The sequence below is a fragment of the Rhodococcus sp. IEGM 1406 genome, assembly GCF_030056745.1.
In the GTDB taxonomy this organism is placed as follows: domain Bacteria; phylum Actinomycetota; class Actinomycetes; order Mycobacteriales; family Mycobacteriaceae; genus Rhodococcus_F; species Rhodococcus_F erythropolis.
The window spans coordinates 1,208,597-1,234,025 of record NZ_JASHKO010000001.1 but is presented as its reverse complement, the minus strand read 5'-3'; the positions used below and the strand labels follow the sequence as shown (position 1 = coordinate 1,234,025).

Here is a 25,429-nt window from a genome sequence, read left to right as displayed (position 1 = left end):
GCCCGCGATCTCAGCCTCGGGAGTCGGTCTCCTGCTCGGTCGACACGAACCACGCCGCGATCTGCGCTCTGGAGGTGAAACCCAATTTGGTCAGCACATGCTCCACATGCCCCTGAGCCGTGCGAAGCGAGATCACGAGATGTTCCGCGATAGCGCGATTGGTCAGGCCCCGCGCAACGAGTTCCGCAACTTGCTGCTCACGACGAGTGAGGTGAGGTGCCTCAGTTGACGATGAACCCGGAACACTGCGACGCTCGTCGAGCGCATACGCGACAGCTTCACCCTCGGACATCACAAATCCGTTGCGAAACGACTTGTCGAAAGCACTCTTACCCATAGCCCTACGAGCAGTCTCTGCCGCAGTGTCGTGATGAGGCGACAAACCCGGCAGGCCCGCCAGCCGACCCCCGACCTTCTGCCAATACATGGCTGCCGCGCCGAGCAGAACCGCGGAATTCTTCCAATCACGTTGCGCTGCAGCAATCCACGCCAGTGGTTCGATACACCACGCCGAGTTCATCGGGGCATCGAGAATTCTCAGACTTCGCGTCAAATAATCACGTGCGCCATCTAATTCACCTCGGAGCCAGCCCACGAGCCCGAGGGTTCCCAACGCAAAAGCCTGGAACATGACTTCGTTGGCGGGCACGGTGATCGCGAGAGTCTCTTCGTTGCACTCCACCGAGCGATCGAGGGCCCCGGAAAGAAAGTACGCGATCCCCAGCGTGTCCAGGCCGATCACCACATGCAGCAGATTTTCGTCCAATCGAAACAGCGTCAACGCGGATTCCAGCTTGGCTGTAGCGGTATCGAAGTTGCCTCTGAACGTATCGACGTATCCGTCACCCCATGCCGCGAGACCGCGTGAGCGTACGTCCGCCAAGGCATTCGCCAGGTGCCAACTCTCGTCGACCAGCGCTTGTGCCCGTTCGAGTTCCCCCTGCATCGCGTGATTCACAGCGTCGATGGTCAAGACATCAACGCGGAACGGGTCGAGCTCCCGATCCTCTGTATTCAGAGCTCGATCCGTCCAATACCGTGCCTGCACAAGCAATCCACCAGAAAGCCAGAATCTGTACAACGCACCGACCATTCGCGTCGCAGATCGCGCCTCTCCGGTAGTGGAAATCGAAAACTCCAGCGCGTCGTAAACGTTGTGCTGTTCGCGACCCAGCCTTGCGATCCACGCCGCTTGCCGGTCACTGATCCACTCGGATTCCGCACGAACGACCAGCGCTTCGAACCAATCACGGTGGCGCCGTCGAAGTTCCACGTAGTCGTTCGAGAACTCGGCCTTCTCTCGTCCGTACTCCCGCAAGAGGTCGAGCAGGTGATAGCGAACGGTGCCGTCGATCTCCTCACGAATGAGGATGGACTTCTCGACCAACGCAGTGACGAGATCGAGCACTTCCGTCGAACTCGAATCCTGCCCGCACACTCCCTCGGCAGCGTCCAGCTCGAACCCGCCGGAAAATACTGTCAGCCGACCCCACAGCTGCTGCTCCGGAGGCGAGCACAAGTCGTAACTCCAATCGATCGACAATCGGAGAGTCTGCTGACGACTCGGTACGTCGCGTCCACCAGAAGTCAACAGGCGGTAACGATCCGAGAGCCGATCCATGATCTGCTCCGCCGACATACCGCGCAGGCGAGCGGCCGCCAACTCGATCGGAAGTGGGAGTCCATCCAGGTCGTGACAGATATGAGCAACGGCGCGCTTGTTCTCCTCAGTGAGGGTGAAACCGGGGACGACTGAAGCCGCACGCTCGGTGAACAACGACACGGATTCGTACTGGGCAAGTCCCTCGAATTCGCGCGGCTGTTGCTGCGGCGTGGTGAGCGAGGGAACGCGCATCGTCACCTCACCGCCCATTCCCAGCGATTCTCTGCTCGTCGCCAAGATCTTGACACCGGCACATCGCCGTAGGACCGCACCGGCAAACAGAGCGACGGCATCGACCAGATGTTCGCAGTTGTCGAGTACCAACAGCAGACTGCGATCGGAGCAGTAGTCGATCACAGTGTGCAGCGGGTCCGACGAGGACACCGGCCGCACCCCCAAAATCACGGCGACATAATCCTCGAGGAGTTCTGGATCCGTCTGCTCGCCCAACTCCACCAACCACGCGCCGTCTCGGAACACCCGCTGGAGCGCACTCGCAAGCCGGATCGCGAGCCGCGTCTTGCCGACACCTCCGATACCGGTGAGCGTCAATAAACGGGACGACTCGAACAATCTTCTGGCTTCGGCCAACTCACGCCGTCGGCCGACAAAACTCGTCAACTCCAAGGGCAAGTTGCCGACAACTCGCTGGTCGGCTTCTGATCGCACAACGGATGCCATCGACCGACTCGCTTTCTGCCAACCACTACAAATCAACGCTACCCCCGCGTTCGTCGCCCTGAGCAGCGCTCACTTGTGCTTCGTCATCGCAGTCGAAATGTCGGCCCTCACGCATGCGATTCACGACGGCCATGCCGGTGTCACGCGCCCGAAACAACGGATTTCTACCCTGGCAGCGACGAGAAGGGAGACCGACATGCCGCCGCGCCGTAGATCGGTACTACTGACGCAACTGGTAATCGACGCTCCCGGCAGTCCACAACAAACGATCCTCGACGAACTGCGCCGAGTGATTCTGTCGGGTTCGGCGCCTCCGGGTACCCCGATCCCTCTCGGCGACGTGGCTGATGTGTTCGGGGTCAGCCGAATACCAGTGCGGGAATCGCTGAAGACCCTGGTCGGAGAGTCGTTGGTCGACCACCGCCACCAATTCGGCTACACCGTTGCTCAGTTGACGCCGGCAGAACTGCGCGAGATGTACATCGTCCGCGAAACTCTCGAATCAGCTGCATTGGCCGTCGCCGTCGAGCAGGCCACCGAAGAGGATCACGAACACGCCGTCGAGGTGAATTCCCGTCTGGAGATCGCGTTGCGCTACGACGACTCTCAGTCCTATCACTGTGAGAGCCGAAACTTTCACCTCGCACTGACCCGACCGTCGCAAATGCTTCGACTTCTGCACATGTTCGAAGCTGCCTGGAACATCACCGAACCGGTACAGCCGATGGTCCATGTTGCCGGCGTCGATCGCCAGGTTCTGCACTCCGATCACACCGCGATGCTGGACGCATTCCTGCGTCGGGACGCAGCCGCTCTTCTGAGTGCTTCCGAAATCCATCATCGCCGACTCAACACCGTGATCGCGACTCTGCCGACAGACACCGGCCTACTGGCCGAGAAAGATATACCGATTGCGCAATAGCTGTGCAACACAGCGTCGATACCTTTCTCTCAACACAGTTTTCATCACTGACGCTGAGAGCTCGTGCACTGTCCGCTGATTTCCTGCACTGATGCACAGGAGCTGTCATGACCGACATTCTTCCGTCCCGAACGACCACTACCCCAACTCCCCCAAAGGAAACCGGCTCGGCCGACCTCGTCGAAGCCGCGGGCCACCCGGTCGGCGGCGGACTGATCAAACCGGGCTACGACCCTCGCTTGACCAACGAGGATCTGGCGCCGCTTCGCAAGCAGACCTGGTCGTCGTACAACATCTTCGCCTTCTGGATGTCCGACGTACACAGCGTCGGCGGATATGTCACTGCCGGTAGTCTTTTCGCACTGGGATTGGCCAGCTGGCAAGTACTCGTCGCCCTGCTGGTCGGTATCACGATCGTTTACTTCTTCTGCAATCTCGTCGCCAAGCCCAGCCAAGTTACCGGCGTACCGTATCCGGTGATCTGCCGCAGCGTGTTCGGTGTTCTCGGCGCGAACATCCCGGCAATCATTCGTGGCCTGATTGCCGTGGCCTGGTACGGGATTCAAACCTTCCTCGCTTCGGCAGCCCTCGATGTCGTACTGATCAAACTCTTTCCGTCACTCGCACCGTATGCCGTCGTCGAAGATTACGGATTCGCCGGACTCTCCGCACTGGGCTGGGGAAGTTTCATGCTCCTGTGGGTACTTCAGGCCTGTGTCTTCTGGCGAGGCATGGAATCGATCCGCCGCTTCATCGACTTCTGCGGGCCGGCTGTGTATGTCGTGATGTTCATGCTGTGCGGGTACCTCATCTACCAGGCAGGCTGGAGCGCTGTCGATCTCACACTCGGCGACGTCAAGTACTCCGGTTTCGACGCCGTGCCGGTCATGCTCGGTGCGATCGCTCTGGTTGTCTCGTACTTCTCCGGACCGATGCTCAACTTCGGTGACTTCTCCCGCTACGGGAAGTCGTTCACTGCAGTCAAGAAGGGCAACTTCCTCGGTTTGCCGTTGAACTTCCTCGTATTCTCGGTGTTGGTCGTCGTCACGGCGTCGTTGACACTGCCGGTGTACGGCGAACTGATCACCGATCCCGTCGCAACAGTGGCACGAATCGACAGCACCTTCGCCATCGTCCTCGGCGCACTCACCTTCACCATCGCCACGATCGGCATCAACATCGTGGCCAACTTCATTTCCCCCGCCTTCGACTTCTCCAACGTGAGCCCGCAGAAGATCAGCTGGCGCGCCGGCGGGATGATCGCGGCGATCGGCTCGATCCTCATCACCCCGTGGAACCTCTACAACAATCCCGACGTCATCCACTACACGCTCGAAACCCTCGGAGCCTTCATCGGTCCGCTGTTCGGAATCCTGATTGCCGACTACTACCTCGTGCGCAAGCAGAAGGTGATCGTCGACGAACTGTTCAGCATGTCGCCGACCGGAACCTACTGGTACAGCAAGGGATACAATCCTGCTGCAGTGATCGCCACCGTGGTGGGAGCCGTCGTCGCAATGGTCCCGGTCCTGGGCAAGGACCTCACCGGGATGTACACCGCAGCGCAGTACAGCTGGTTCATCGGTTGCGGGCTCGGATTCGCCGTCTACTACCTACTCGCCACGCGCACTTCCCTGGCTGTCCGGAATGCTTCTTCTCCCGACACTGTGACGGTCGACTGATCGTCATGAGAATCAAGGTGATCAACCCCAACACCACGTGGGCGATGACCGCCAAGATCGAGGAATGTGCCCGGGCCGTCGCGGGCTCGGGCACATTCGTCGAGGCCGTCAGCCCTGCGATGGGTCCCGCGTCGATCGAAAGCCACTACGACGAAGCTCTCAGCATCCCCGGAATGCTGGCCGAGATCGCCGCCGGAGAAAAGAACGAAGTCGACGGCTACGTCATTGCTTGCTTCGGTGACCCAGGCCTGGATGCAGCCAGAGAGCTGGCCAAGGGCCCCGTCGTAGCTGTCGCCGAAGCGGCAATGAACTACGCAAGTTTCCTGGGACGCGGATTCAGCATCGTGACCACCCTCGGTCGAACCCGCGGCCGCGCAGCCGATCTGGTGGACCGGTACGGCATGCAGGCTCGGTGCCGGGGTATCCACTCCTGCGAGATTCCGGTTCTGGAACTCGATCGTGATCCCGACGCGCGAAAGGTGATCTTGGAAGCCTGTTTCGACGCATTGGAGCAAGACGACTCGGACGTCCTCGTGCTGGGTTGCGCCGGCATGGCGGACCTGTGCCAGGATTTGTCCGACGAACTCGGTGTCCCGGTAGTCGACGGCGTTGCCGCTGGGGTCACGATGGTTCAATCGTTGGTCACCCTCGGACTGTCGACCAGTGCGCGCGGCGAGTTCACACGGCCACTGCCCAAAATCTACACCGGCACACTGACACCGTTCTCGCTGTGAACGTGCCCGAGCGAGAGTCGAGCACCGATCGTCACCAGTGCCAGGACCGAGAACAATACTCCGGCCCAGACTAATTGGCGGGTTTCGAAATGCGCGAGAAACAGTCCACCGACCGCAGTTCCGAGCGTGATCCCCAAGTTGGAGAACGAGATGAAAAGGCTGTTGCCGAATTCAGGCGCGTCGACTGCGTCTCGCCCCATCCAACTCTGCGAAACCACCAGACCACCGGAATGCACTACACCCCAAACCAACACGGCTACAACCATCGCACCGAAGTACGAGCCTGCCAGATAGAGCATCACGTAGACGAGAATGTACAGCAAGGGAAAAGCCACAACCGTGCGCACCACACTCTTGGCGAGCACCGCCCCGAAGACGAAGTTGCCGAAGATCATCACGACACCGAAAGCCAAGAGCATCGCGCTGATCCACGATCCGCTCATGCCCGTCACTCCGCCGAGGTATTCGGCGAAGTATCCGTACACCGAGAACATGGCTGCGAAGACGAAGGTGACGGAAAGGATGGTCAACCACACGCGCGGCCGGCGAAGGATCCCGACCTGTGCGCCGTACGACAGGCGTTGTGTCACCGGAGCCGAGGGCAGAAGTACGACAATCCCGAGAAACGCGAGAACGTTGACCACGGCACCGAAAACGAAAGCCGTGGACACCGAGAAGTTCTCGGCCAGATACGACGTCAGCGGTACACCGAATGCGAATCCTACTGTGACACCCGCAAATACTTTCGTCACAGCTGCAGTTGCTTCCTCCGGTGGCACCAGTCGAACCGCACTCGCGAGTGCGAGCGCGAAGAAGACCGGGTGAACCACGGCGGGAATGATCCGAAATACAAACATCACCTCGAAACTCGACGTGCTCGCGTACACCATGTTGGAGACCGCAAAGACTGCAATCGCCACCAACAGAACGGTTTTCCTGTTGATTCCCGAGGTGATCAGCGTCGTGAACGGACCGGTCACCGCCACGACGAGCGCAAACACACCGACCAACCATCCGGCAGTGGACGCGGTGATACCGAACTTTTCGCTGACCTGAGGCAGAACCCCGATAATGCCCATCTCCGTAGTGATGATTCCGAATACACCCAACGCCAGAACCGGTATCAACAATTTCGACTTCACGACACACTCCTTACTACTACGCCACACAAGACAGATACATATCTAGATATATAGATATGTTTGATTGAGCAAAACCGGCCGACGAGGGCAATCCGACCGCTACAGCTTTTCGCGAACGAATTCCCTGAACTCGCCGATCACGGTTTCGTTTCGTCGGTAGTACGTCCACTTCCCGATGCGCTCGGACTCGAGCAGACCCACATCTTTCATGCCCTGCAGGTACCCCGAGATCACCGACTGGGCAAGTCCCGATCGCCCCTGAATGTCACCGACACAGACTCCGATGTGAAACCCGAGATCCTGTTGCGTGTACGAGTCCTCGTCGAAATACTTCGCCGGATGCGCGAGCCACTCCAAGATCTGCAGACGAGTCGGGTTGGACAGCGCCTTGAAGATCGCCAAAGCATCCATGGACCGCACCCCTTCTCTCCGCCAACCGGAACGCATCTACTTTTGTGGATATGTTCGGCGAAGTCAAGCCCGATTCGGACGCAAAGCTACGTACGTCACATCGACGCATTCGAAGTGAGCTGTGCCACTTACGTTTCGACGACCTGCGGAAATCTCAGCGCCGACTTTCTATCTGTGACGACTTGTTTATAGTTATCGCCAACAACGAATTGCCGGAAGTTTCCGGTTCGCCCGAGAATGCTCGCGGGTGAACACAATTCGCTCAACACCAGCCGTACCCGGCTAGTCATTCGGGAGTCGAACCATGAACACACCGCATCAGTTCAGGGCCGTCCCCACATGGTAATGTCGAAGCTCGCCAAGTGGCAGCTGGTCGCACTCGTCGTGGTTGCGCTCCTGGGTTTGATCTATGTCGGAGCGAAATACGTACGGCTGGACAATCTTCTGGGATTCGGCCAATACACGGTCAAAACCGAACTGGCGACGTCCGGTGGCATCTTCACCAACGCCGAAGTGACCTATCGCGGTGTACCCGTCGGACGCGTCGGCGACATGTCGCTCACGTCCGACGGAATCGAAGTCGACCTGTTGATCGACAGCAGTGCTCCACAGATTCCCGCATCCGCGCGAGCCGTGGTGGCCAATCGCTCAGCCATCGGCGAGCAGTACGTCGACCTTCAGCCCGATACCGACCAGGGCCCGTTCCTCGAAGACGGCTCGGTGATCGCCGTGGGCGACACCACCACGCCGATCCCCATCGAGAACGTCTTGACCAGCGCGAACGGTCTGGTGCACTCCGTTCCGGTAGACGCACTCCACACCGTCGCGAAGGAACTCGGCGCGGCATTCAACGGCAAGGGCGAAGATCTGCAGGTACTTGCCGACTCGCTGTCGGGGATTTCCCAGTCGGGCCTCGACACCCTTCCCCAGACCCTCGGACTGATCCGCGACAGCCAGACGGTACTCACGACCCAGTCCGATCAATCGTCGGCGATCAAGCAGTTCAGCACCGACCTCGACGCACTGACTGCGCAATTGCGCACCAGCGACCCCGACATCCGACGCGTGATCGACAACGGCATACCGGCCAGCGAACAAGTCGGCTCTCTCGTCACCGAAGCCGGCCCCGCGCTCACGACCAACCTCTCCAACCTCTCCGCCGTTGCAGCGGCAGCCGCCCCGACACTGCCCTCGCTGCAGCCCTTCCTGCTCTTCCTGCCTGCCCTCGCCGGGGCGGCGCCCACCGTTGCACCGGGAGACGGCACAGTACATCTGGGCTTGGTACTCGAGACCAACAACCCGCTCTCGTGCACCGTCGGTTACGAAGGGACCATGGCGATCCTCGACGAGATGAAGCGCAAGGACCCGAACTTCGACGACACGACGCAGAACTTCCCGTTGAACACAGCCGCCAACTGCCAGGCACCCCAGGGCAGCGAAACGGGAGTTCGGAGCGCCAACCGCATCGCGTTCGCCGACCCGAACACCTCGCAACCGTGGGACAGCAAGCCCAAGGTGGACCCGGACAAGCTCAACCTGAACCCGATTGCCACACAACTCGCACCGATGCTCGGTGCCACCCCGAAGTAGCCGTAAAAAACTGGCACCGTCGACGCTCCGCGACGATGATGATGTGATGTCGCAAGGAACGCCTGAGAGGACGTCACGAAGTTTCGAGGAACTTGTCGCCGAAGCCGAATCCGCCTCCGTCGACGGGTGGGACTTCTCGTGGCTCGACGGGCGCGCCACGGAGCAGCGTCCGTCGTGGGGGTATCAGAGGTTGATAGGTGAACGTCTCGGTGGTGCCGGCGCTGCGCTGGACATCCAGACCGGCGGCGGCGAAGTCCTCGCCGCTGCACCGACACTCCCGCCGGTGATGGCGGCAACCGAATCCTGGCCACCGAACGTAACCAAGGCCACCGCGCTTCTGCGTCCCCGAGGTGTGGTGGTGGTCGCGGATCCGGACGAGCCACCGCTACCGTTTGCCGATTCGGCTTTCGATCTGGTGACCAGTCGACACCCTGCGACGGTGTGGTGGGCCGAGATCGCTCGGGTACTCGAACCGGGAGGAACGTACTTCGCTCAACATGTCGGTCACGCCAGCGTGTTCGAACTCGTCGAGTTCTTCCTCGGTCCTCAGCCGCAGGCTCGTCGCGGACGGCACTACGAGGACGAAAGCGCCGACGCGATTGCGGCCGGGCTCACCGTCGTCGACCTTCGTTTCGAGCGTCTGCGCATGGAATTCTTCGATATCGGCGCCGTTGTCTACTTCTTACGCAAGGTGATCTGGATGGTTCCGGGATTCACCGTCGCGCAGTATCTGGACCGGCTCCGGGAACTCGATCAGCAGATCCGTCGAGACGGATCTTTTGTCGCGTACTCGAGTCGATTTCTGATCGAGGCGCGCAAATAGCCCCGCATTACGCGGGGTGAATGGTCTTCCAGTGCTCGGCGATGTCGATTCGCCGCGAGATCCAGACCTTTTCGTGTGACTGCACATGGTCCAGGAAACGCTCGAGGGCGGCAGCTCGGGCAGGGCGTCCGACTATGCGGCAGTGCAACCCGACGGAGAGCATCTTCGGTGATCCGGCCGTTCCCTCCGCATACAGCACGTCGAAGGCGTCACGTAGGTGCGCAAAGAACTGATCGCCGCTGGGAAATCCTGCTGGAGAGGCGAAACGCATGTCGTTGGTATCGAGCGTGTACGGAACGACGAGATGCTTCACCGACTCTGTGCCACGCGGAACGTCTACCCAGTACGGCAGATCGTCGGCGTACGAATCGGAGTCGTAGACGAAGCCGCCGTGCTCGACCACCAATTCGCGGGTGTTCGGTGAATCGCGTCCGGTATACCAACCGAGAGGCGCCGAACCCGTCAGATCTTGCAGAATCTGGACTGCCTCGGCCATGTCGGCGCGTTCACGCTCGATGTCCACGGATTGGTAAGACTTCCAACGTAATCCGTGACACGCGATCTCGTGACCCAACTCCTGAAAAGCACTGACTGCTTCCGGGTTACGCTGCATTGCCCGCGCCACCGCAAAGACTGTGAGAGGCAGGTTTCGCCGCTCGAAGGTCCGCAGGACACGCCACAACCCGGCCCGGGAGCCGTACTCGTACAGCGATTCCATGCTCATGTGTCGATTCGGAAATGCTTCCGCCGGAGTCATTTCCGACAGAAAAGTCTCCGAAGCCGCGTCCCCGTCGAGGACGTTGTTCTCGGCTCCCTCTTCGTAGTTGAGTACGAACTGAACCGCTATCCGCGCGTCGCCGGGCCAGTGCGGATGCGGCGGATGAGGGCCGTACCCCACCATGTCCCGGGGATAGTCGTCGCGCGGATAGTCGCTCATGGCAACAACTTTACCGTCAGCGCCCGGAGATCACAGCGCGAGCAGCGTCGGTGAGTACGCCGAATACTCTCAGCCGCGCCAGGCCACCGTCCGGGAAGATGTCCAGACGAACATCGGTGACCGGAACTTCGGAATCGATCGGAAAGCGATGGCGCGTGTCCGGACGCAGCGTCGTACGCGGCAACAGTTCGAACCACTCCCCTTCCGGAGTTCGGCCGGTCAGAGCGCCCTCACCTGGACTGTTTCCGAGGAAGTACGAGGTGTCGATCTCGACGAAACTCAACACGCCTTCACCCGCGAGTTGTACTTGCACCCAGTCGTTTCCGTCGTCGCGGCGCCTGGCGGTCTCCCACCCGTCCCCCATCGAAGCAGCGCGTCCGGGGAACAGAATGTTCTGCGGTGAGCTGTAGAACATGTTGGAGCAATCGGTCACGCGGCCACCGTTTTCGAGTGCTGCAAGGTCCAACGGCCCGGCATCGAGGAAACGCGGGTCTGGCCGTGCTTCACCGTGAACACGGAATCTCGCAACGCCGCCGTCCGGATAAATGGTCAGCTTGACGTGCGTCCATCGATCCTCCGAAACCACCGAGAACGGATTCTCCGAGTCACCGTGCACGGTCGAGCGTTCGACGATGGTTGTCCACTCGCCGGATCCGGCCAGGTCGACGGGATCCGGATACCCGTCGACGGAGATTGCTTCCACCGAGATCTCGGGCGGGTAATTGCCCTTGAACCACGCGGTGTCGACCACGACGCCTCGCACCACTCCAGGAACACCGAGGCGCACGATCGCCTCGTCATGGCCTGCCACACGGCGACGACGCGTCTCCCAACCGTCGTACACCTGCCCCTTGTGTCCGAACGTCGCCGGCTGGTATCCGGCTTTACCTGGTCGGATCAGGGCCTCGCGCTCGGCGAATGCCTCGTCGTTCGCCCAGATGACGGCTCCGCCGAGGGTGCGCAGTGCCAGGTCGGGCAGCAAGGTGAATTCGGTGGTGCTCATCGGTCAGTGTTCTCCTGTGATCGGTGTGGTGCGTCCTACGAGGTGGTGGAGTGCGTTGGTGTCCGCGCTCGGGGCGAGCCGGAGAACGTCGGATTCTGGATAAGCCCCCGCGTCGAGCCCACGCAGTACCACCGCTGCCAGCGCCTGGGCAGTTGCAGGTTCGTCCATCACGTCGCCACCTTGGCGCCCCAGGTACGACTGGATGCGCGGGGCAGCGGCGCCGAGCGCGTTGCGGTAGAAGCCGAACGTGGCGAGCCAGCGGGTGACCAGATGCCCGGGGTGCATGTCCCACCCCTGGTAGTAACCGCGTTCAAGGGACCGCGTGACGAGGCGATGGTGCCGAGTGATCGCGTCGCGGATCGCCGTGGCGCTCCCGACGGGCGCGACCTGAGTTGACCCGTCGCACACCCAGACGCCGGTCTGCGCGGCAGCAGCCAACATGAGAGCCTTTGCGTGGTCTGCCACCGGATGTTCGAGCGACTGATGACGCGATGCAATTCCGCAAGCCGCACTGTAATCGTAAGTGCCGTAATGCAAACCGGTCAGACGGCCGGCACCGCGATGGATGGCCTGAGCAACTGCCACAGTTCCGTCGGCAGCGATGACCGCCTGCGGGCTCTCGATCTGCAGCTCGAACCGAAGCGAACCGGTCTCGAGTCCGTGCGCCTTCTCCAGTTCTTCGCAGAGCACCACCGTCGCCGTGACCTGCTCCACCGCGCGCAGTTTGGGAACGGTGAAGACAAATCCGTCCGGCACTCCGCCTGCCGCGTCGAGCACAAGCTCGAGCGTCCTGATCGAGCGTCGACGCTCACCGGCCGGCAGCCCTTTGAACCTGATGCCGCCCCAGTTCGGCCCGGCAGGATCAGCGCTCAACGCTGCAAGTGTCCGCCCGGCCGACGTCGCTGCTGCGTCTTCTTCTTCGTCGCTGTGGCGTCCGTACCCGTCCTCGAAATCGATCCGAAAGTCTTGGACCGGCTTGCGGCCGAGTTGAACTCGCACATCTGCGAGCGCATTCTCCGTGTCGAGATCGGCGAACACATGCGCATGGGAATCGAGAAGCGCGATCGCCTGCTCACCCCAGAGACGAGGGGTGTCGACGGTTGCATCCGCGGCACTGACGTAAATCGTGTGCACGGGCTGGATCTCGTCACGGTTTCCCGGGTACTGCGCCGCGAGCCGCTCGTCCACCGGATCCAGAAGTCCGTCCAGACGATCGTGGACGGCGGCGGAGAGTCGGGATTCTGTCATCGGACGATCTTCGCAGAACGTCCGCGAGCCCGCAGGTTCTCACGCCGCCGATCCAGTCCGGGTCAGCGACCCCCTACGAACGGAACGTTGACGAAGCTCGGCCGATCCGCAGCCAATTCGATGTGCTGCGGCTTCAGTTGGCTGTCGGCAAGCATCGGCCCGAGCGCCAGGTATCGCGGCACGCTGGCAGCGTAGACGTCGACGCGGAGCCGGTGACCGGGTTGTAGCACTGCGTCGGTCGGGAGCATGTTGATGTCGACGGCGGTGACCTCACCGGGAACCACCGGCTGACGCGTGTCGATCGTCAGATAGTGGTGCGGTTCACTGTAGTCACCGTTGGCCGAGCGAGTGCTCTTGGAATCGTCGACCGCCCGGAGCGACGCAGTCAGAGCGCCGTTCGTGATCGGTGTCGATGTTCCGTCCGGCGCTACGTCGTTGACCGTCGCTGCCCAGAATCCGTCCGTCACGTCCAGGACTGTCTCGAGGTGGACGTTGATCGGGCCCGAGAGTGAGGTCGGCTCCGTGACTGCCTCACCGGTGAACGTCAGACCCTCCGCTTCCTGGAATCGGGAATCCTTGGAACACGACGCACCGAGCACCACGGAGATCCCGGCAGTGCCCTGAGTTCCGTCACCGGAGCAGAAGCCTCGCAGTCCGGGTGCGACTGTCAATCGCGCTGCGGCACTGGGCTGGTCACTGGTCAGTGAACCGTCGTAGGCCGCGTGTGCGGCAGTTCCGCTGGGCGCGGAGTTCAGATACATACGTTCGTACGTCGCGCCCGCTCGCGGGAACTGATCATCCGTGATCCATCCGCCACCTTGCTGGAACATCGTCACCGGACCGTATCGCTCGATTCCGTTGTCGATGCCCTTGAGCCACTTGTCGAACCACGCGCGTTCGAGTACGTCGAGGCGAGGCGGCGCACCGTCCTTGCCGAATCCTCCACCGGGAGTGACGTGATAGCCGTTGCCCATGATCAACTGCTTCTGCCCGGCCGGCAGATCGATTCCGTTGTAGATCCGCGGCTCGCTGTTGGCGAAGATGTCGTGCCAACCGCCGTAGACCATCGTCGGAACAGTGATGTTGCCGACGTCAGCGGATCGGTCCTGATAGAACTGACCGTCCTGTGCGACTTGCAGAGTCGACGGTGACACGTCCTCGATTCTCTGGGCCGTCATCGCTTGTACCAGTTCAGGAATCAGGGTGCCGGGATCCTCGAGGCGGCTCGCCAACCACAGTGGATCGAAGTTGCCTTGCAGGATGTCCTGAACGTTCGGAATGAGTTTGAGCCCGTTGACCGCGGTCAGCCACAACGGCATGAACCCGACTCCGAGTCCGCCACCGGTTCCGACGATGTCGCGTAGCAGATCGTTGCCTGGTTCGACCGGGAAGATTGCCTTCAACGCAGGCGGATTGTTACTCGCGGCCTGTACGGAGTTGATCGCGGAGTACGAGATTCCGGCCATCCCCACTTTGCCGTCGGACCACCCCTGCTTGCTCATCCAATCGATGACTTCGACCGAATCCTGTTGCTCGCGCTTGCCGAGCACGTCCCAATTACCTTGGGAGAAGCCGGTTCCACGAGCGTCGACCACTACCTGCGTGTATCCGTTCTGGACCAGATCACGGTTGACGCCGAGAACCCTGGCGCCTCCGCCGGCTATGACGCCCGTCAACTCCGAGACTCCGTCGAACGGCGCCGCGAGGTCGAGCGAGTTCGCCACGTCCATCAACGTCTCACCCACCTGCGGGATCGACAGAGCTGAATCCACCAACGTGTCCAGCAGTTTCGTGTACGGAGTTATGTTGAGAACCGAAGGCGCCTTCGATTCCACAGCGCGCCCGGACGCATCCGCCGGTCGGTACACATTTGCCTGCAGAACCGTGCCGTCACTCATCGTGATGGGTACGTCCCACTCGACGGAGACGCCCGGATACTGCGGCGCAGTCTCCGTGGCCGCGAGCCAGGTCTGTCCGTCCGACCCTCCCGTCGGATCCGCGGAAGCGACGGCGCTCGGCACCGTCAATCCCACGACGCACAGCCCCACCGCAATCGTTGTCGACCTTCGACGTAGAAGTCGTGTCCTCACGAAAACCCCAATTTTCTGTTGTGATGACCCAGCCCTGCCCCCACGACAGTGACCGGCGTCACGAACTTACCGGATAGTAACTTCCGTCCCATATGTCGTCAATAGGTCTCGATGCCGCCCGGACGGCTAGCTTTGAAGATGTGTCACGATCTCCCCTTCCCGTCCGCGACGGCCTGAACCCGAGTCGCATCCGTCAGCCAGACGACGGCATGTGGGCGACGACGCTCGACTACCTGCTCGAACGGTTTCCCCAGGACGCCGTCCGCCTACGGGAGAAAGTCGCAGCCGGGGAGGTCGTCGACGAGAAGGGCGTCGCGATCACCGAGACGAGCGGTTTCGCCCCCCGGCGTTTCGTCTACCTGTACCGCGACGCTCCCGTCGAAGCGCGGGTGCCGTTCGAGATCGACATCCTCTACCGGGACGAAAACATCCTGGTCGTGGACAAGCCGCACTTTCTCGCGAGCACGCCCCGCGGGCGATACATCGCCGAATCGGCCTTGGTGCGGTTGCGTCGGGATCTCGATCTGCCGGAGTTGAGTCCAGCGCATCGCCTCGACCGCGTCACGGCAGGACTGCTGCTGTTCACCGTGCATCAGGCGGCCCGGCGCGGCTATCAGACCATGTTCGCCGAGCGTCGCGTCACCAAGGAATACGAGGCCATCGCGCGTTACGACGCGCAGGTGAGCACTCCCGTGATCGTGCGCAGTCGCATCGTGAAAGAACGCGGCGTGCTCAAGGCCGCGGAGATCGAGGGCGAACCCAACAGCGAGTCGCGGATCGAACTGATCGAGACGCGAGACGGCTTCGCGCGGTACCGGTTGACTCCCCATACCGGCAAGACCCATCAACTTCGCCTGCACATGACCTCGCTCGGGCTCCCGATCCACGGCGACAACTTCTATCCCGACTTCTACGACGTTGCCGCAGAGGATTATTCGAACCCGCTGCGCCTGCTGTCGAAGGTTCTCGAGTTCGAGGATCCCACGACCGGCCGGCTGCAACGGTTCGAAAGTCGGCGGACCCTGTCCTGGCCGGACGAATCAGGCCGTGGCGACTCGCCGTAGGGACCCCGGACCCTTCCACTGCGCCTCCGATACCGGGAGGATGGAAGCGCAGACCGCACCGCAAGAGGAGACCAGATGAGCAAGACCGCCGTCGTACCCGAAGCCGTACGGGAGATCGAGCGCAAGTACGAGGCGCCGGCCGAGCAGGAAGTTCCCGCGCTGGGTGGACTTCCCGGTGTCGTCGGCGAACCGGTCCACGACTCGATACAGCTCTCTGCCACCTACTTCGACACCGCCGACTACCGGTTGCTCGCCGAGAAGATCACGCTGCGCAAGCGTGAGGGCGGCGACGACGCGGGGTGGCACATGAAACTTCCCGCAGGCGAGGACACTAGAACCGAAATCCAGCTTCCCCCGGACGAGAGCACCGATGTGCCCTCGCCGCTGGCGAGTCTGATCCGGGCGGTCATCCGCGGTCACGATCTGGTGCCGGTCGCCCTGATCATCACCGATCGGGAGCGCACCAGACTCAACGGCGAAAACGGTGTCCTGCTTGCCGAAGTGGTCTCCGACACCGTCATCGCCTGCAAGGCAGACGGTTCCGGTGAGTCGACGTGGCAGGAAGTCGAGGTCGAACAAGGCGCAGGCGGGCAAGCCCTGGCCGATGCAATCGAGTCGGTTCTACTGGACGCGGGGCTCGAGCGTTCTGCGAGTCCGTCCAAACTCAAACGAGCACTGGGCACTTCGGTCACTCCATACGTCGGCCACGAGGTCACCACTGGCAAAGCGTCGAATCCGCGAATTCTGTTGCGTAATTACCTCATCGAACAACTGCGCGCACTGGTCGCCGCGGATCTCGGCACGCGCCGCGCCGACGACGAAGCCGTTCACGACTTCCGGGTCGCAGCACGTCGTATCCGCAGCGCTCTACAGTCGTACGCCGGTCACTCCCCCAAGGCCGACGATCTCATCACGGATCTTCGGTGGATCGGTGGAAAGTTCGGTGACGCCCGCGACGTCGAGGTCCAGTGGGAGCGTCTCGTGGAACGACTCGGTGAAATCGACGAGATGCCCGAGCGAGAAGCAGTGTGCGCTCGAATCGACGAGTACTTCTCGGCCCGCGGTGAAACCGCACAGGAAACCGCCCTCGAAGCGCTCGATTCCGAGCGCTACACCACACTGCTCGATCGACTCGACGAGTACGTCGGCGACCTCGAATTCGACACTGCCGCCCACCGTGTAGGAAAGAAGGCGTCGGCGCGAGAGTTGGCTCATACCCTGCGCCATCTAGCTCACAAGGTCGGTAAGCGGGTCGATCACGTCTTCGATGCCGATACCCGCACCGAGCGTGACGAGCGAATGCACCGCGCACGCAAGGGCGCCAAGCGGATGAAGTACGCGATCGAGGTCATGGAACCGGTGTCGAAGAGCCGGGCCAAGCGTGCCTTGAAGCATTTCAGCCACTTCCAGGACGTTCTCGGCGAGCATCAGGATTCCGTTGTAGCCCAACATCATCTGCTCGAAATTGCTGCGGAGCAGGAGCACACCTCGCTCACCAGTTTTGGATTGGGCATGGCCTACCGACGAGAACTGGAAATCGCCGACGGGCAATCAACACTGCTCCGCAAGACGTGGAAGGAAGCCGTCAAATCAGCGTCGTCACTCTGGTGACCAGGCTGTAACCAGTCGACCGATCTCGATCATTTCAGAGGAGTAGACATGAACACACTTGCAGGACACCAGGACGTCGTCGCCGGTATCGACGGATCCGAGGCCTCGACGGCGGCGGCCCGGTGGGCAGCCTCGGTCGCGAACGCGGTGAACTCACGACTGATTCTGGCGCATGCCCTGCCGCAGGAGGGTCCGATCTACAGTCCCGCTGCAGTGATGTTGCAGTCGCAGTTCCTCAGCCAGATCCGCGAAGACGGCGAAGCGATCGTCGATGCCGCCGCCGCGGTGATTTCAGCTGAATTCCCGGAACTGACCATCGAATCCGAGATCGCACCGGGCCCGGCGTCGACGCACATCCTCGAATCCTCGGGTACCGCACGCCTGATCGTGATGGGGTCGACCGGATCCGGTGCACTGCGCTCGCGGCTGCTCGGATCGACCGCACTGAAGGTGGCAAATCACGCAACCTGTCCGGTCACCGTCTGGCGTGGTTCGGCGGAGAATCCCGGTCCGGATCAACGTCCCGTCATCGTCGGAGTCGACGGAAGTGCGTTGAGCAAGAAGGCCGTCGAGTACGCGTTTCGTTATGCCGATCAGTTCGACGCGCCGCTTATCGCGGTCCACACCTGGCAGGGCTCGTCCACCTTCCGCGAAGGCGGAGCGGGAATCCTCATCGACTGGGAGGCCGTCGAGCAGGAGGAATCAGCACTGCTGGCAGAGAACCTGGCCGGCATGGCCGATCAGTACCCGGACGTGCCGGTCACCCGCATCAGTGAACCCGGCGCCGCCGCCCCCGTCATGCTCAAGTACGCCGACGATGCGCAGTTGATAGTTGTCGGAAGCCACGGCCGCAGTGCGATGGCCGCCGCCGTGATGGGCTCGACCAGCCAGAATCTGCTGCACCATGCGCCAGGGCCGGTCATGATCTGTCGCGCCTGAATTGCTGTGCGCCTTTATTAACCCCCCGCGGTTAATAAAGGCGCACAGCAGGGGTCAGGTGAGGCCCGTCCCCACCAGCTGACCTACTCCGTAGGTCACAGCCATCGCGAGCGCGCCGCCGATCACCACTCGTAGCACCGCTCTGGTCTTGCGGGCTCCGCCGAGCGTCGCGCTGATCGTCCCGGTCAGTGCAAGTGCGATCAGCACTGCGAAGAAGGCGATGGGGACGCGGATACCCGTCGGCGGCAACAGGATTGCGACCAACGGGATCGCCGCGCCGATCGTGAACGAGATTGCCGACGAAATCGCCGCATGCCATGGATTGGTGAGATCGTCCGGGTCGATACCCAATTCGACTTCGACGTGTGCCGCAAAAGCATCGTGCTCGGTCAATTCTTCGGCGACGCGGCGGGCCGTCTCCGGACTCAATCCCTTGTTCTCGTAGATCTCGGTCAGTTCCTGGAGTTCCGCCTCCGGTGTCTCGAGGAGTTCCTTCTTCTCCTTCTGCAGGAGTGCGCGTTCGGTGTCTCGCTGAGCGCTGACCGAGACGTACTCACCCAACGCCATGGACACAGCGCCGGCAACCAGGCCAGCGAAACCGGCCGTGAAGATCGCGGAGCGCTCGGTTGTGGCTGCCGCGACACCGACCACGAGGCCTGCGGTCGAGACGATTCCGTCGTTTGCCCCCAGAACACCTGCACGCAGCCAATTCAGGCGATTGTTCAAACTCGGTGCGTGAGGTTCCGATTCCCCACCGGGCGCCCCGTCGGTCAACTGCACACTGTCTCCGGACATGGCAACAGATTAGGACGATCAGTCCGGTTGCGATAGCAATCTGAGCCTGTCCTTCGCGTACTGATATATTCCCTGACATAACCCAACCAAGCATTTGCTAGGTTATGAAACGCACACCTCTGGAGGCATTGTGAGCGCAGTACGCACCGCTTTTGTCAGCGGCGGAACCGGTGGAATCGGGTCAGCGATCGCCCTGACTCTCGCCGACCGCGGGCACGACGTCGCCTTCACCTACCGAAACAACAAGGACGCTGCCGAGCAACTGAGCGAGCAGATTCGAGCGCATGGCGTGCTCGCCCACTCGTACTCTCTCGACTTGACCGACGAGTTGTCGATCAGCTCCGCCGTCCGCGATGCGGTCAGTGATCTGGGAGCGTTGACGACACTGGTCCACGCTGCGGGACCGCACGTCCCGATGACGCACCTCTCACGCGTGACGCCGGCGTTCTTCACCGAACAACTGAACCAGGAAGCCGCGGCGTTCTTCACACTCGTCCACACCGCCCTGCCTGCGCTGCGGGCATCTTCGGGTTCGGTGGTAGCGGTGACAACCGCGGCAACGGATCGTTTTCCCGTGCGCGACGGACTCTCCGCAGGCACCAAAGGGGCTGTCGAACAACTTGTTCGCGGATTCGCCGCAGAGGAAGGACGCTACGGCGTTCGGTTCAACGCGGTAGGACCAGGCATGTTGACGGACGGAATGGCGGAGCGACTGATCAACTCCGCCGAACTCGACCAGAGCGCACTCGACGTGACAATGAGCCGAATTCCGTTGAAGCGCTTCGGATCAGCTGTCGACATCGCCGAAGCAGTATGTTTCCTCGCAAGCGACGCGGCCGGATTCATCAGCGGTCAAAAGCTCAACGTCGACGGCGGCTACACCGTCTGAGCGCTATCCACCCAACTTGCGAAAGACCAGTCGCACGGCAAGTTCGAGGTGCGCCATCACCTCGTCCGTCGTCATCCGGCCGGCAACCCACGAGACCAGACTCGACATCCAGACGTCGTCGATGACCTTCACCGCATCCATCTGCTGTTGCGAGACTTCCTCGACGCCGATCGCCTTCGCGAACATCTCGGTCACGACCCCACCGAGCGCGTTGAGTTCCGGAGTCGCCGATGCGTCCGCGAACATGTACGCCCGAACCAACGCTTCGTAACGGAGGTGATCGGTCTCGAGGACCTCCGTATTCTTGCGCAGCACAAACAGAATTCGGTCCGACGGAGTCTCGCCCGGGATTACAAAGTCCTGGAATCTGTCACGCAAACCCTCGAACATCCACAACAATGCGACGACGAGCATGTGGTTCTTGGACGGGAAATACCGGTAAACAGTGCCGATCGCGACGCCGGCGCGATCGGCGACCGATCGCATCTGCACCGCGTCGTAGCCGCCTTCGGAGGCGGATTCCATTGCGGCGTCGACAATCCGGCGAAAACGCGCTCGTTGCGACGGCGTCGTACGACGTCCGGTCACCGAGCTACGTTCGACCACCGACTGGTCTGCCTTGTCGCCACCTGCCATGTCCACAACCCTAATTAGACGTCGTTTTGCCGACTCCCAATGTAGCCGCCCAACGCAATCGTCGGGTGCATGACTGCCCGCTTCCGAGCTGGCCGCCAGTAAGACTGGCCGAGATCAGGAAGCGCGCCGCGGCCGATCGGATCGGCCGCGTCTACGTGGATCTTCCGACCAGTCGCGCGACGGTGCGCGTCGGCCCGGCGCTTGAGTCCGGCGCCTGTCGGGTTGCGGCGCCCGTCGCTCCGGTCGGCGTTGACCAGTAGGGGCAGGCTGGGCGCGGCGAGCAGGCGGCCGACGTCGGTCAGTCTGTGGCTTCTTGGCAATGCCGAACCGAGGCTTGCCGAAGACCAGCGGAATCCAACCGCGACCGCTGCTCTCGGCCGAGGCGACAGCCTCGGGCTCACGGAAGGCTGCGTGCGCGATGAGCCCGAACATCAGCAAGGTGGTGATCATCGACGTTCCGCCCGCCGAGATGAGCGGTAGTTGCAGCCCGGTCACCGGAATCAGGCCAACGACGTAGGCGATGTTGATGAACGCCTGCACGACGATCAACGTCGTTGCTGTCGCCGTCATGACCTTGAGGAACGGATCGGTCGACCGCTTCGCGATTCGCAGTCCGACGATCAGAACCGCGGCGAAGAGAGCAACGACGATCAGCGCACCGACCAGACCCAACTCTTCACCGATCACGGCAAAAATGAAGTCGTTGTGCGCCTGCGGGAGGTAACTCCATTTGGCGTCGGACTGCCCCAGACCGCGACCGAAGATGCCGCCGTTCGCCAAGGCGTACTTGGCCTGAGTGCTCTGGAAGTTCAAGCCTTGCGGGTCGAGATCAGGATTGAGGAAAGCCTTGATGCGATCCGAGCGGTAACCAGCAGTAAGCCCGAGCACGAGAAATGCGACTGCGGAACCGAGCGTGAGGCTGATGAACGTCTTCATCCGGAACAGCCCGAACCACAGCACCGACATGAAGATGATGCCGATGGTGATCGTGGTTCCGAGGTCCTTCTCCAACACCACCAGAACCAGAACCAGCAGCGTCGTACCGCCGATCACCGGCAGCGCACGGTTGACATCCATCCGCGCGTTCATGAACGACGCAACCGTCGCCGCGGACCAGATCGCCAGAGCAAGTTTGGCCAGCTCCGAAGGCTGGAAGGAAATACCCGCGATCACAAACCAGCTGCGAGCACCCATCTGTTCCGAGCCGATACCTGGAATCAGCACCAGGACAAGCAGAACAAGACACAGGATCAGCAGCCATGGTGAGGCTCTACGCATCGTTTCGGTCGGCAACCGCACGACCGCCACGAACATCACCAAACCGATCGCTGCGAACATGCACTGCGGCCAGAAGCGGGCGTAGGACGTCCCGGACAGAACATAGGATTCGACACCCGAAGACGACAGCACCATCAGCAGTCCGAACGCGACGATCAGCACGACCAGACCGACGATCATATGGAAATCGAACAGTGGCCGATTCGTCCACATCGCCGTTCGAGCGCGGAAGGGTGTCGATGTGCGGTCACGTTTGTCCGACGATCCACGGGGTGAGTTAACTGGCTCTCCACTCCCGCGACCGTTGGGCTTGTCTTCACTGCGACCGGTCACCACACAAGTATCGTCCCACGACTCCTAACCCATGGGTAACACAAGTCCCATGAGTCACACGGGCTCGGCCTCCCGAGGTCCATGGAGACCCACGAAATACCAGGTCACGTCCTTCGCCGGCGTCGGTCTGCCACCGCCCCCGCCAACGAGAGCGTCAACATGACCACGCAGACGGCAAGCGCGATCCCGAACGCACGTCCGTATCCGTCGGGCGACGATCCGAGTACACCGAGATACAACCCCGATACCGCGGCCAGCGAGATGGTCGCTGACAGGCGCTGAGACAGTTGAAGGAAACCCGCCGCAACACCGTTCGCGCCCGGCGGTGCATATTCGAGAGTCAGCACCCGATTGGGCGCGTCGACCAACCCGCTGGCAACTCCCGACAACACCGCCAGGACCACCAGCACCGGGATCAGATGTTCCCGCGGAATCAGATTGACCGCTGCGATGTACCCGAGGATGACAAGGATCTCGCCGACTATGGCAAAAACCACTGCACTTCGGCCGAACCTGGCAACCAGCCGCCATCCGAAAGCCGACGTCAATGCCATCGCGAGTGAGCTACCGGTCATGATCAACGCCGCACTCAGCGGGGCGAAGCCCAAACCTTCGATCAGGTAGAGGCTGAGCACCGCGTTGACGGCGAGGATGGATCCGAACCAGAAGAGTGCAACCGTCGTACCCAGTCGGAAGCCCCGTGAGGCGATCAACGACGGAAGCAGTACCGGCGTCCCGCCGCGCTCGGCGTACCGACGTTCCCAGAACCAGAAGGCAACGGCAGCGCCGAACGCACCGATCAGGAAAGCCGCAGCCACAGTGACACTGGTTCGGGTCACGATGGGCCACAGCAGGAGCCCGGTCGTAGTCGCCAGCAGACACAGCCCAACCGGATCGATCGATGCGCCTGATCGGGTAGTTCGATCACGGCGCAGAAAGCGAAACGCCAAAATCAGAGTGATCACGGCAAACGGCACGTTGAGAACGAGAAGCAACCGCCATCCGAAGTCGGCGTCGGAATACTTCAGCAGAACGCCACCGAGGATCGGTCCGGAAACGCCGGCCAGACCACCCGCGGTGCTGTACGCGCCTAACGCCTTCGCCCGAGCCTTTCCGGACACCCGGTCGGTGATGATGCCGAGCACCTGCGAACTGATGGTGCCTGCGCCGATCCCCTGTCCCAGACGAGCCAACACGATCATCGACGGATCCGACGCACATGCTCCGAGGATTCCCATCACCGCGAAAATGCTCAGCCCTGCCAAGAACAAGCGTCGACGCCCGACGACGTCACCGAGTCGGCCCGCCGGCACAAGGGCCAAGCCGAAAGTCAGCGAATAGCTCGCAAGGATCCACTGCACCTCGGAGGTCGACGCGCCCAGCGACGCCCGGATCGACGGAACCCCGATTCCGAGCACCGCCGAATCGAGAAGAGTGGTGAAGCCCGCGGCTACGCAGACGATGATCTCCCAGCGGACGGCCGAATCGAGCTTGGTGGATTCGGCCGCCGCCGTGACCGTGTGGGACAGGACCCGTTACCCCGCAGCTTCAGACGCGGCCCGACGCGTGAGCGGCGGTCGCAACCCCAAGTGCTCTCGCAGCGTCGACGTGGAGTACTCGGTGCGGTACGCCCCACGCTCCTGCAGTTCCGGGATCAACCAGTCGACGATCTCGTCGAGCCCGGTCGGCACCAGGTACGGCGAGATGTTGAAGCCGTCCGAAGCTCCGTTGCGCACCCAATGAACCAACTGATCTGCGACCTGCCCCGGAGTGCCCGCAAAACCCGAACGCTGCGAGGTCTCGATGGCGACCTGACGTAGGGACAGATTCTTTGCCTCGGCGAGAGCCCGCCATTCACGTGCAATCGCAATGGGGTCGTTGCCGTCTCGTGCGGAACCGCGCGTCTCGGACACCGGGCGGGCAACCGGATCTTCCTCCGGTAGTGGACCGTCCGGGTCTCGGTCGGAAAGGTCCTTCCCCCACACCAATCCGACGAGGGACAGTGCGGTTTGACCGGTGAACTGACCTTCGAGGACCCACCGCGCCTTCTCCTCGACCTCGGACTCGTTCTCCGCCAACACGATCTGCGTGCTGGGCAGGATCTTGACGTCGTCCTCCGGTCGCCCGACGCTACGCAACCGAGCCCGAATGTCGTCGGCGAAGTCGAGCGCGCCGTCGAAATGCGTTCCGTGTCGCGAGAAGATGACGTCGGCGTGCGTCGCCGCGAAATCGCGTCCAGTCGGCGAATCGCCCGCTTGAAAGATGACCGGATGTCCCTGTCTGCTGCGGGGAAGCGTCGGCGTCACGGTGATGTCGAACTGCGAAGCCTGGCGGCGTACGTCGCTCACGGCTCCCGGAGTCGACCAGTTCTCGGACGTGCGAGAGTCCGAGATCGCGTCGTCGGCCCACGAATCCCACAGTGCCCGTGCAGTTTCGATGAACTGCCCGGCACGCTCGTAACGCAGGGCGTGGTCGAGGAAACCACCGCGACGGAAATTCTCTCCCGTCCAAGCGTTGTCAGTGGTGACCGCGTTCCAGCCGGCCCGTCCGTCGGAAAGTAGATCGAGGCCGGAGAGTCGACGGGCGAGGTCGGCCGGTTCGTTGTACGTGGTGTTCTGTGTCGCGACCAACCCGATCTTGTCGGTGATACCGGCGAGGGCGGCCAACTGCGCAATGGCGTCGGGGCGGCCGGCGATATCCAGATCGAGAATCTTGCCGTTCTGCTCGCGAAGACGAAGGCCCTCACCGAGGAAGAAGGCGTCGAACAGACCTCGCTCGGCGGTGAGTACCAACCGCCGAAACGTCTCGAAGTCGATCTGGGATCCGCTCGAGGAATCGGACCAGATGGTGGTGTGGTTGACCCCTTGGAAGAAGACGCCGAAGTGAACGTGTGCGTCGGGTCGAGGTACGGCGGAGCGTGATGCAGTCATAGCCGAAATGTCCTTAGCGCGAAGTCAA

21 protein-coding genes are annotated in these 25,429 nt (G+C 61.8%); 9 read left to right on the top strand and 12 right to left on the bottom strand.

The window, feature by feature from the left end; translation table 11 throughout:
• Positions 1-10: 10 nt before the first annotated feature.
• Positions 11-2,344 (bottom strand): ATP-binding protein, encoded by a 2,334-nt coding sequence (locus tag QM596_RS06000; protein ID WP_069145704.1) that lies wholly within the window; start codon positions 2,342-2,344, stop codon positions 11-13.
• A 196-nt stretch (positions 2,345-2,540) separates the two neighbouring features.
• Between QM596_RS06000 and QM596_RS05995 the strand changes: the two genes are divergently transcribed.
• The 3 genes from QM596_RS05995 to QM596_RS05985 all read left to right on the top strand — a co-directional run bounded on the left by QM596_RS05995 (position 2,541) and on the right by QM596_RS05985 (position 5,682).
• Positions 2,541-3,266, top strand: coding sequence for a GntR family transcriptional regulator (locus QM596_RS05995; RefSeq protein ID WP_020908886.1), 726 nt, complete (start codon positions 2,541-2,543; stop codon positions 3,264-3,266).
• 107 nt (positions 3,267-3,373) lie between these two features.
• A complete protein-coding gene (locus QM596_RS05990; RefSeq protein WP_069145703.1) occupies positions 3,374-4,948 on the top strand; it encodes an NCS1 family nucleobase:cation symporter-1 in 1,575 nt (524 codons plus the stop codon).
• 5 nt (positions 4,949-4,953) lie between these two features.
• Positions 4,954-5,682: an aspartate/glutamate racemase family protein gene (locus QM596_RS05985; RefSeq protein WP_283308369.1), complete on the top strand. Its 729-nt coding sequence runs from the start codon at positions 4,954-4,956 to the stop codon at positions 5,680-5,682.
• Here QM596_RS05985 and QM596_RS05980 read toward each other — a convergent pair.
• Positions 5,649-6,824, bottom strand: a complete 1,176-nt coding sequence (locus tag QM596_RS05980) for an MFS transporter (RefSeq protein ID WP_283308368.1) — start codon at positions 6,822-6,824, stop codon at positions 5,649-5,651. The two genes, QM596_RS05985 and QM596_RS05980, sit on opposite strands and share 34 nt — an antisense overlap.
• 99 nt (positions 6,825-6,923) lie before the next feature.
• A complete protein-coding gene (locus QM596_RS05975; RefSeq protein ID WP_021345375.1) occupies positions 6,924-7,235 on the bottom strand; it encodes an ArsR/SmtB family transcription factor in 312 nt (103 codons plus the stop codon).
• A 339-nt stretch (positions 7,236-7,574) separates the two neighbouring features.
• Here QM596_RS05975 and QM596_RS05970 point away from each other — a divergent pair, with 339 nt between their 5' ends.
• Entirely contained in the window at positions 7,575-8,825 is a 1,251-nt protein-coding gene (locus QM596_RS05970) for an MCE family protein (RefSeq protein ID WP_020908890.1), read from the top strand.
• Between the two features lie 46 nt (positions 8,826-8,871).
• Positions 8,872-9,648, top strand: a complete 777-nt coding sequence (locus QM596_RS05965; RefSeq protein WP_283308367.1) for a class I SAM-dependent methyltransferase — start codon at positions 8,872-8,874, stop codon at positions 9,646-9,648.
• 7 nt (positions 9,649-9,655) lie between these two features.
• Here QM596_RS05965 and puuE read toward each other — a convergent pair whose 3' ends face one another.
• The 4 genes from puuE to QM596_RS05945 all read right to left on the bottom strand — a co-directional run bounded on the left by puuE (position 9,656) and on the right by QM596_RS05945 (position 14,926).
• Positions 9,656-10,585 (bottom strand): allantoinase PuuE, encoded by a 930-nt coding sequence (puuE, locus tag QM596_RS05960; protein WP_020908892.1) that lies wholly within the window; start codon positions 10,583-10,585, stop codon positions 9,656-9,658.
• Positions 10,586-10,601: 16 nt separating this feature from the next.
• Positions 10,602-11,588: an allantoicase gene (gene alc, locus QM596_RS05955; protein WP_060938101.1), complete on the bottom strand. Its 987-nt coding sequence runs from the start codon at positions 11,586-11,588 to the stop codon at positions 10,602-10,604.
• Positions 11,589-11,591: 3 nt separating this feature from the next.
• On the bottom strand, positions 11,592-12,836 hold the full coding sequence (locus QM596_RS05950) for a DUF6986 family protein (RefSeq protein ID WP_283308365.1): 1,245 nt from the start codon (positions 12,834-12,836) through the stop codon (positions 11,592-11,594).
• 62 nt (positions 12,837-12,898) lie between these two features.
• Positions 12,899-14,926, bottom strand: coding sequence for a CocE/NonD family hydrolase (locus QM596_RS05945; RefSeq protein ID WP_024487284.1), 2,028 nt, complete (start codon positions 14,924-14,926; stop codon positions 12,899-12,901).
• A 140-nt stretch (positions 14,927-15,066) separates the two neighbouring features.
• Between QM596_RS05945 and QM596_RS05940 the strand changes: the two genes are divergently transcribed.
• The 3 genes from QM596_RS05940 to QM596_RS05930 all read left to right on the top strand — a co-directional run bounded on the left by QM596_RS05940 (position 15,067) and on the right by QM596_RS05930 (position 18,540).
• A complete protein-coding gene (locus tag QM596_RS05940; protein WP_082148549.1) occupies positions 15,067-15,990 on the top strand; it encodes a pseudouridine synthase in 924 nt (307 codons plus the stop codon).
• 75 nt (positions 15,991-16,065) lie between these two features.
• A complete protein-coding gene (locus QM596_RS05935; RefSeq protein WP_283308364.1) occupies positions 16,066-17,601 on the top strand; it encodes a CYTH and CHAD domain-containing protein in 1,536 nt (511 codons plus the stop codon).
• A 48-nt stretch (positions 17,602-17,649) separates the two neighbouring features.
• Positions 17,650-18,540, top strand: coding sequence for a universal stress protein (locus tag QM596_RS05930; protein ID WP_042952793.1), 891 nt, complete (start codon positions 17,650-17,652; stop codon positions 18,538-18,540).
• A gap of 54 nt (positions 18,541-18,594) precedes the next feature.
• Here the strand turns inward: QM596_RS05930 and QM596_RS05925 are convergent, their stop codons facing one another.
• Positions 18,595-19,335 carry a VIT1/CCC1 transporter family protein gene (locus tag QM596_RS05925; RefSeq protein ID WP_069145699.1) on the bottom strand — a complete coding sequence of 247 codons (741 nt, stop codon included), beginning with the start codon at positions 19,333-19,335 and terminating at the stop codon, positions 18,595-18,597.
• 130 nt (positions 19,336-19,465) lie between these two features.
• On the opposite strand from QM596_RS05925, the gene QM596_RS05920 reads away from it, so the two are divergent.
• Positions 19,466-20,224 (top strand): SDR family NAD(P)-dependent oxidoreductase, encoded by a 759-nt coding sequence (locus QM596_RS05920; RefSeq protein WP_069145698.1) that lies wholly within the window; start codon positions 19,466-19,468, stop codon positions 20,222-20,224.
• A gap of 3 nt (positions 20,225-20,227) precedes the next feature.
• Here the strand turns inward: QM596_RS05920 and QM596_RS05915 are convergent, their stop codons facing one another.
• The 4 genes from QM596_RS05915 to QM596_RS05900 form a co-directional block, all read right to left on the bottom strand.
• Positions 20,228-20,860 (bottom strand): TetR family transcriptional regulator, encoded by a 633-nt coding sequence (locus QM596_RS05915; RefSeq protein WP_019745059.1) that lies wholly within the window; start codon positions 20,858-20,860, stop codon positions 20,228-20,230.
• 114 nt (positions 20,861-20,974) lie between these two features.
• Positions 20,975-22,351, bottom strand: coding sequence for a putative lipid II flippase FtsW (gene ftsW / locus QM596_RS05910; RefSeq protein ID WP_020908900.1), 1,377 nt, complete (start codon positions 22,349-22,351; stop codon positions 20,975-20,977).
• Between the two features lie 224 nt (positions 22,352-22,575).
• On the bottom strand, positions 22,576-23,937 hold the full coding sequence (locus QM596_RS05905; RefSeq protein ID WP_164840885.1) for an MFS transporter: 1,362 nt from the start codon (positions 23,935-23,937) through the stop codon (positions 22,576-22,578).
• A gap of 69 nt (positions 23,938-24,006) precedes the next feature.
• On the bottom strand, positions 24,007-25,401 hold the full coding sequence (locus tag QM596_RS05900; RefSeq protein WP_283308361.1) for an NtaA/DmoA family FMN-dependent monooxygenase: 1,395 nt from the start codon (positions 25,399-25,401) through the stop codon (positions 24,007-24,009).
• Positions 25,402-25,429 lie beyond the last annotated feature (28 nt).

Excerpts from the sequence above, each read along its gene's own strand:
- ftsW (WP_020908900.1), bottom strand. The coding sequence starts at position 22,351 with ATGTGGACGAATCGGCCACTGTTCGATTTCCATATGATCGTCGGTCTG.
- QM596_RS05930 (WP_042952793.1), top strand. The coding sequence starts at position 17,650 with ATGAACACACTTGCAGGACACCAGGACGTCGTCGCCGGTATCGACGGA.
- QM596_RS06000 (WP_069145704.1), bottom strand. The coding sequence starts at position 2,344 with ATGGCATCCGTTGTGCGATCAGAAGCCGACCAGCGAGTTGTCGGCAAC.
- QM596_RS05925 (WP_069145699.1), bottom strand. The coding sequence starts at position 19,335 with ATGTCCGGAGACAGTGTGCAGTTGACCGACGGGGCGCCCGGTGGGGAA.
- QM596_RS05950 (WP_283308365.1), bottom strand. The coding sequence starts at position 12,836 with ATGACAGAATCCCGACTCTCCGCCGCCGTCCACGATCGTCTGGACGGA.
- QM596_RS05915 (WP_019745059.1), bottom strand. The coding sequence starts at position 20,860 with ATGGCAGGTGGCGACAAGGCAGACCAGTCGGTGGTCGAACGTAGCTCG.
- QM596_RS05995 (WP_020908886.1), top strand. The coding sequence starts at position 2,541 with ATGCCGCCGCGCCGTAGATCGGTACTACTGACGCAACTGGTAATCGAC.
- puuE (WP_020908892.1), bottom strand. The coding sequence starts at position 10,585 with ATGAGCGACTATCCGCGCGACGACTATCCCCGGGACATGGTGGGGTAC.
- QM596_RS05990 (WP_069145703.1), top strand. The coding sequence starts at position 3,374 with ATGACCGACATTCTTCCGTCCCGAACGACCACTACCCCAACTCCCCCA.
- QM596_RS05985 (WP_283308369.1), top strand. The coding sequence starts at position 4,954 with ATGAGAATCAAGGTGATCAACCCCAACACCACGTGGGCGATGACCGCC.
- QM596_RS05965 (WP_283308367.1), top strand. The coding sequence starts at position 8,872 with ATGTCGCAAGGAACGCCTGAGAGGACGTCACGAAGTTTCGAGGAACTT.
- QM596_RS05935 (WP_283308364.1), top strand. The coding sequence starts at position 16,066 with ATGAGCAAGACCGCCGTCGTACCCGAAGCCGTACGGGAGATCGAGCGC.
- alc (WP_060938101.1), bottom strand. The coding sequence starts at position 11,588 with ATGAGCACCACCGAATTCACCTTGCTGCCCGACCTGGCACTGCGCACC.
- QM596_RS05975 (WP_021345375.1), bottom strand. The coding sequence starts at position 7,235 with ATGGATGCTTTGGCGATCTTCAAGGCGCTGTCCAACCCGACTCGTCTG.
- QM596_RS05970 (WP_020908890.1), top strand. The coding sequence starts at position 7,575 with ATGGTAATGTCGAAGCTCGCCAAGTGGCAGCTGGTCGCACTCGTCGTG.
- QM596_RS05900 (WP_283308361.1), bottom strand. The coding sequence starts at position 25,401 with ATGACTGCATCACGCTCCGCCGTACCTCGACCCGACGCACACGTTCAC.